Origin of the sequence: Protofrankia sp. Cj3, from assembly GCF_917627355.1 — a bacterium.
In the GTDB taxonomy this organism is placed as follows: Bacteria; Actinomycetota; Actinomycetes; order Frankiales; family Frankiaceae; genus Protofrankia.
Genome location: NZ_CAKJTR010000049.1, coordinates 24997 through 31160, shown reverse-complemented (window position 1 = coordinate 31160; position 6164 = coordinate 24997). Strand labels below are relative to the sequence as shown.

At 70.1% G+C, this 6164-nt stretch carries 7 protein-coding genes; all 7 read left to right on the top strand.

All coding sequences use genetic code 11. The features are described from left to right. The first annotated feature begins 387 nt into the window (after positions 1-387). Entirely contained in the window at positions 388-1359 is a 972-nt protein-coding gene (locus tag MJ783_RS09290; RefSeq protein ID WP_239309974.1) for an MHYT domain-containing protein, read from the top strand. A 62-nt stretch (positions 1360-1421) separates the two neighbouring features. After that, positions 1422-2828: a replication-associated recombination protein A gene (locus MJ783_RS09285; RefSeq protein ID WP_239309973.1), complete on the top strand. Its 1407-nt coding sequence runs from the start codon at positions 1422-1424 to the stop codon at positions 2826-2828. A 107-nt stretch (positions 2829-2935) separates the two neighbouring features. Beyond that, positions 2936-3472: a DUF948 domain-containing protein gene (locus MJ783_RS09280; protein WP_239309972.1), complete on the top strand. Its 537-nt coding sequence runs from the start codon at positions 2936-2938 to the stop codon at positions 3470-3472. Next, a complete protein-coding gene (locus tag MJ783_RS09275) occupies positions 3472-3738 on the top strand; it encodes a DUF6167 family protein (protein WP_239309971.1) in 267 nt (88 codons plus the stop codon). The genes MJ783_RS09280 and MJ783_RS09275 overlap by 1 nt, the downstream gene beginning before the upstream one ends. Positions 3739-3777: 39 nt before the next feature. Continuing rightward, on the top strand, positions 3778-4329 hold the full coding sequence (ruvX, locus tag MJ783_RS09270) for a Holliday junction resolvase RuvX (protein ID WP_239309970.1): 552 nt from the start codon (positions 3778-3780) through the stop codon (positions 4327-4329). Next, positions 4326-5495, top strand: coding sequence for an endolytic transglycosylase MltG (gene mltG / locus MJ783_RS09265; protein WP_239309969.1), 1170 nt, complete (start codon positions 4326-4328; stop codon positions 5493-5495). Before ruvX ends, mltG begins: the two co-directional genes overlap by 4 nt. Next, positions 5492-6164, top strand: a 673-nt coding sequence (locus MJ783_RS09260; protein WP_370651574.1) for a shikimate dehydrogenase, incomplete at its 3' end; no start/stop codon positions are given. The genes mltG and MJ783_RS09260, both read left to right, overlap by 4 nt.

Here is a 6164-nt window from a genome sequence, read left to right as displayed (position 1 = left end):
CTTCCGGCGGCGACCACTTAGCCGGGCGGGCTTCGCCGCCCCGCGACCGGCGCGCGGGCAGTGCTGAGCGGAGCCGGCTCGCCGGCCGCGGTCTGGCTGGATTTCTCGCGCGCGGTCGCGGTACGTACTACCGTGGTTTCACGGAGCTCGCTGGCCTTGTCTGTCACTACCCGGTCACCTGGAGCCATAAAATGTGGCCATGCGACTCCGGGTGTCTTTTCGTGGCAACGCACGACGCGCGTGTGTCCATTGTTCATCTGACATCGCCGCGCTGGCGGTTGCCTGCCGCCTGTGACACAGCCGCCTGAGACATGGCCGACTGTGATGACGTTCATAGTTTGATGTGCTAGACATAAATTGTTTGTCAGCCTCGGCGAGGGGAACGTCATGGATCTTACGACGGCAACACGCCACGCGGCCGACTATGATCTGCTTTTCGTCGGTGTGTCCGTCGCGCTGGCAACGGTGGGGTCGTTCGCCGCGCTGGTCAGCGCGTTACGTATTCCTCTGAGCGGGGCTGCCACCCGGCTGCGCTGGGTCCTGTCGGCAGCTTTGTCGCTTGGTGGCGGTGCGATCTGGGCGATGCATTTCATGGGTATGGTCGCATATCACATCGACGGTATGGACATCACCTACGACATAGGCCTCACCGCGCTGTCGCTCGTTATCGCGGTGGCGGTATCGGGCATCGGCCTGGTGCTTGTCGGAACGAATCCCCACAGCGTGACGCGTCTGGGGGCCGGCGGGCTCATTGCAGGTCTCGGCGTCGCGGCAATGCACTACACAGGCATGGCCGCGATGCGGACCGGCGGCACCGTCACGTATGACACGAAGCTTGTCGCGATCTCGGTCGTCATAGCCGTGCTCGCGGCACTGGCCGCGCTGTGGATCACCTTTCGGGTACGTAGCCGCAGCCACGTGTTGGTCGCGTCGGTGGTGATGGCCACAGCCGTCTGCGGGATGCACTACACGGGCATGGCCGCCACCCGGGTCACAGGCATATCCGGGGCGTCCGAGCCGAGTGGCGGCGTTGATCCGATCACCTTGAGCCTCGTCGTGTGCGTCCTGACCTTCTCCATCCTGGCGCTGGTCATCTTCGCGGCCCTGGGCGGGGTCAGCGAGACAGACGTCTTCACCCGCGCGGCTCACGCCCACGACCAGACGGCCAGCCTCGGCGGGAAGCCCGACATGAGCGGGAAGCCCGGCACAGCAGCCGGCTCGGGTGCGTTCGGGCCGGCTGCACCGGCCGGCCGGGCCGCACCGGTCCTGACCATCGGGGCCCAGACCGCGGACGTGTTCGGCCAGGCTGGCGACCCCGGGCGCCAGGGACACCGGCGCGGTCATGCCACGCGGCGGTAGGAACGCGGGCCCAGGAGCAACCGGCGGCCGGAGGTCCGTACGGGCGGTCATACGGTAGGTCGGTGAACCTGTTCGATGCCGGGCTCGAGCGGGCCCTCGCGACGTCGGGCCCGCTCGCGGCCCGGCTGCGGCCCCGCACGCTCGACGACGTTGTCGGGCAGCGGCACCTGCTCGCGGCGGGCAGCCCGCTGCGGCGGCTGGTGGAGGGCGGCGGTACCACCTCGGTCCTGCTGTGGGGGCCGCCTGGTACCGGCAAGACAACCCTGGCCCACGTCATAGCGGGTTCAGGTCAACGTCGTTTCCGTGAGCTGTCGGCCGTCACGGCCGGTGTGAAGGATGTCCGGGCGGCGATCGACGAGGCGCGTGACACGCTCGCGGTTTCCGGAGCGCGCACGGTGCTGTTCATCGACGAGGTGCACCGTTTCACCAGGACCCAGCAGGACGCGCTGCTGCCCGCGGTGGAGAATGGCCTGGTCACGCTCGTCGCGGCCACCACCGAGAATCCGTTTTTCGCGGTGGTGGCACCGTTGCTGTCCCGGTCGCTGCTGCTCACGCTGGAGCCGCTCACCGATGACGACCTCCGCACTCTGATCAGCCGGGCGCTCGCGGACCCTCGCGGCTACGGCGGCCGGCTGGCGTTGGACGACGACGCGGTCGATCATGTTCTGCGCTTGGCCGGCGGCGATGCCCGGCGTGCCCTGACCGTGTTACAGGCCGCCGGTGACGCGGTGGTCGGGACAGCCGGAGCGGATGCGCCGGCGCGCGTTGATCTCGCGACCGTTGAACAGGCCGTGAATCGGGCCGCGGTCCGCTATGACCGGGCCGGTGACCAGCACTACGACGTGGCAAGCGCGTTCATCAAGTCCATCCGCGGCGGGGACGCCGACGCCGCCCTGCACTATCTGGCCCGGATGCTGGAAGCGGGGGAGGACCCTCGCTTCATCGCCCGGAGAATGATCATACTGGCCAGTGAAGACGTCGGGCTCGCTGAGCCGGGCGCGCTGGGCGTGACGGTGGCGGCGGCACAGGCCCTGGAGCTGGTGGGCCTGCCTGAGGCGCGGCTCGCGCTGGCCCAGGCGGTGATCCATCTTGCGCTGGCGCCGAAGTCCAACGCGGTGATCCGGGCCGTCGACGCGGCCATCGCCGATGTCCGGGCGGGGCGTGCCGGTCCCGTACCGGCCCATCTCCGCGACGCGCACTACCCGGGCGCGGGCCGGCTCGGCCATGGTGGCGGCTACCGGTACCCCCACGACCACCCGGGCGGCGTGGTCGGCCAGCAGTATGCGCCTGACCCGCTGGTGGGCCGCGACTACTACCAACCGGGCGCGAACGGGTTCGAGTCGCGTGCCTCGCAGCGGCTGGCGTTCCTGCGCGCCACTCTGCGGGGTGCCGGTCATCCGACCGGCGCCCACGGCGATGTGGACGAGCCGGCAGGGGCGAGTGGCCACGAAGCCGGTCGCGCTCGGTAGGGTCGCTCCAGGAACGCCGGTTTGGAGCGACCGAAAAATAGGCCGGGTTACGGCAGAAGGCACACTATGGCCGGGTTGCGGCCCATGACAGCGGAGGCGGAGCGCACATGTCCGGTGGTGCGATCGCGGGACTGATCGCGGCGGGGGCGTTCTCCGTGCTCGTCCTGTTCGGCTGCTACGTGTTGTTCAAGCTTGGGAAGATCTTCGACGAGGCGGCCGCGCGGGTTCGCCAGACCGGGTTTGCCATCGACGAGGGCACCGCGCGCGTTCGGCAGGCGGGCACAACCGTGGACGAGGTGAACCTTGCCCTCAGCCACGTGAACAAGGAGCTTGACCGAGTCGACGCGATCACGGCGAATGTGCAGTCGATCTCGACGAACATCTCCTCGCTCACGTCGTTGTTCGCGGCGACGCTCGGTGGTCCGATCGTCCGGGTCGCGGCCTTCACCTACGGGGTCCGGCGGGCGGCGGCCAAGCGGACCCGCGCCGACATCGAGTCGCGGGTGACCGCGGAGATCAGGGCTGACCGCGCGTCCCGGCGGACCGCCCGGCGGGCTGACGCGACCGGTGGCCAGATACCCGGCGCGCAGGTGACCGGGGTGGCTGGTGCGCAGGTGGCTGGCGCCGAGAGCAGGAGCGCGTAATGCCCCGGATGTTCTACATCGCCCTTGGCGCGGCCGCCGGCGTTGTCACCGTCCGGCGGGCCGCCCGCGCGGTGTCCACGCTCACCCCACAGCACCTGGCCGGTTCTTTCGCGCAGTCGGTGCGGGAGTTCGTGACGGACGTCCAGGAGGGCATGGCGGAGCGGGAGGTTGAGCTTCGCCACGCCCTCGGGATCGGCGATGACGACGGCCTCGACGCCCCGGAGGCCCCGGATTCTCCGGACGCTCCGGATGCCCACCTCCGCTGACCTCAGCGGCCCCCAGCCCCGGAGGTCCGGGGGCGTCCGGTGACCCGCCGGACGGGCGTGTGGGTGGGCGTGGACGTGGGCACCGTACGGGTGGGAATCGCCGCCAGCGATCCTGACGCGAGGCTCGCCTTTCCGGTGACGACCTTACGGCGCGATCCCCGGACACACCGCGATCTTGATGAGCTTGCAATTATTATTCGGGATCGTCAGGCGGTGGCGGTCGTCGTGGGCCTGCCGGCGCGGTTGTCCGGTGCTGAGGGGCCAGCGGCGCGCCAGGCGCGCGCCTATGCCGATCTTCTCGCGGCGCGGGTGGCCCCTGTCCCGGTACGGCTCGCCGACGAGCGGATGACCACGGTCGTGGCCCACCGCCGGATGGCTGAACGTGGCATGCGTGCCCGAGCTCGTCGTGGAGTTGTTGATCAGGAGGCAGCGGTGCAGATCCTGCAGTCCGTGCTGGACGCCCCTCCGGACGGAGGTACCGCGGACGCCATATCCCCACCATCCGCTGGCCCATTGGTGGACGATGGCGCTATGCGCGCACCCCAACGCCCTGCGAGACCGAGGTCGGACCGTTCCGCGGACAGCACGTGATCAGCGACGATCTCGACGAGTTGCTGGGCGACGCGCCGAGCGGCGGTGCGCCCAGCGGCGTCGGGTCGAACAACCGTCACCGCGGCAGGCGTAACCGGGCCGGCCGGCGACGACCTGCCGCCGTTCCGAAGCTTATCGCGATCCTGGTCGTTGTAGCCGGAATGCTCGGTGGCGGAATTTACGGCGCGGGGAAGGTGATCGGGCGCATCGCGAAGGGCGAGTCGGCCGCTGACTACGCCGGACCAGGTGACGGCTCGGTCATCATCCAGATCCAGGCCGGGTCGACCGCCCGTGATATCGCGCGGGTGCTGGCGTCGGCGGATGTCGTGCGGACCCCGGCTGCCTTCGTCAACGCGGCCGCGGCCGATGAGCGCTCACGGTCGATCCAGCCCGGTTTCTACAAGGTCAAGCAGCGGCTGCGCGCGGTCGACGCGCTCACCGCGCTGCTCGATGCCAGGTCACACGCGCTGTTCCGGCTCACCATCGCCGAGGGCATGACCACCCGGCAGGTGCTCACGGCACTCGCGGACCGTACCGGCCAGCCGCTTTCGGCCCTGGAGGCCGTCGTGAAGAACCCGGGCGAGCTCCAGCTCCCGCCGTATGCCAGCGGGGTTGAGGGCTATCTGTACCCGTTCACCTACGACCTGCAGCCAGGCGCGTCCCTGGCGGTCACCGTCAAGATGTTCGTCGACCGTTTCAAGGCGGAGACCGCGTCGCTTGACATCCCGGCCGGCGCGGCCGCGCTGGGCCGTACTCCGCAGGACATCATCACTGTCGCGTCCATCATCGAGCGTGAGGTGAAAAACCCCGATGAGGGGCCGAAGGTCGCGCGGGTCATCTACAACCGGCTCGCTGACACCTCCGGTGCCTTCCGCCGCCTGGATCTCGACTCGACCACCCGGTACGCGCTCGACGAGTACGAGGGCCCGCTGACGCAGGGGCAGCTGAACGCCAGCAACCCCTACAACACCCGCAAGGTGGCCGGTCTGCCTCCCGGTGCCATCGCCAACCCCGGCAGGTGGGCGCTGGAGTCCGCGCTGCATCCGGCCGCGGGGCCGTGGATGTACTTCGTGTCGCTGCCGAAGTCGAATGTGACGATTTTCGCCACTACGGACAAGGAGTGGCAGGAGGCGCTCGCCCGCTACCGTTCCGAGGGCGGGTCGTGACCCGTCGGCGGGCCGCCGTCCTTGGCATGCCGGTCGCTCATTCGCTGTCACCGGTTATGCACGCGGCCGCTTATGCCGAGCTCGGGCTCGACTGGGACTACCCGGCCGTCGAGTGTGACGAGGGCGCGCTGGCGCAGGCGCTCCACCGGGTGCGCACGGAGCCGGGCTGGGTGGGCCTGTCGCTCACCATGCCGCTGAAGACGGCCGTCCTGGGGCTGCTCGACACGCTCGACGCCACCGCGGCGCTTCTCGGCGCGGCCAACACCGTTGTCGTCCGCCAGGACCCAGCCGGTACCGCGGCCGCTGGCACACCGGTGCGGCTGGCCGGGTTCAACACCGATGTCATGGGCATCGCCCACGCCGTCACCCAGGTTCTCGGTGACGGCGTGGCGCCGAGCAGCCCCCTGATTCTCGGTGCGGGGGGAACCGCTCGGGCCGCCCTCGGCGCGTTGGCCCAGCTCGGTGCCACCCGGGTGGACCTGGTCGCCCGCCGGCCGGCGGCGGCGGCGCCCCTGGTCGACCTCGGTGGCGCGCTCGGGCTCGGCGTCACGGTCCACCGGTGGGGGGCGTCGGGTCCGGGTGTGCGCACGTGTCTGGGCGGGCCGGGTTCGCTCGCGGACGCCGACATCGTCCTTGCGACCACTCCGGCCGGCGCGACCGATGACCTGG

What these genes read in the sequence shown, in the direction of transcription:
- MJ783_RS09275 (WP_239309971.1), top strand. Translation starts at nt 3,472, where the DNA reads ATGCCCCGGATGTTCTACATCGCCCTTGGCGCGGCCGCCGGCGTTGTC.
- MJ783_RS09280 (WP_239309972.1), top strand. Translation starts at nt 2,936, where the DNA reads ATGTCCGGTGGTGCGATCGCGGGACTGATCGCGGCGGGGGCGTTCTCC.
- MJ783_RS09290 (WP_239309974.1), top strand. Translation starts at nt 388, where the DNA reads ATGGATCTTACGACGGCAACACGCCACGCGGCCGACTATGATCTGCTT.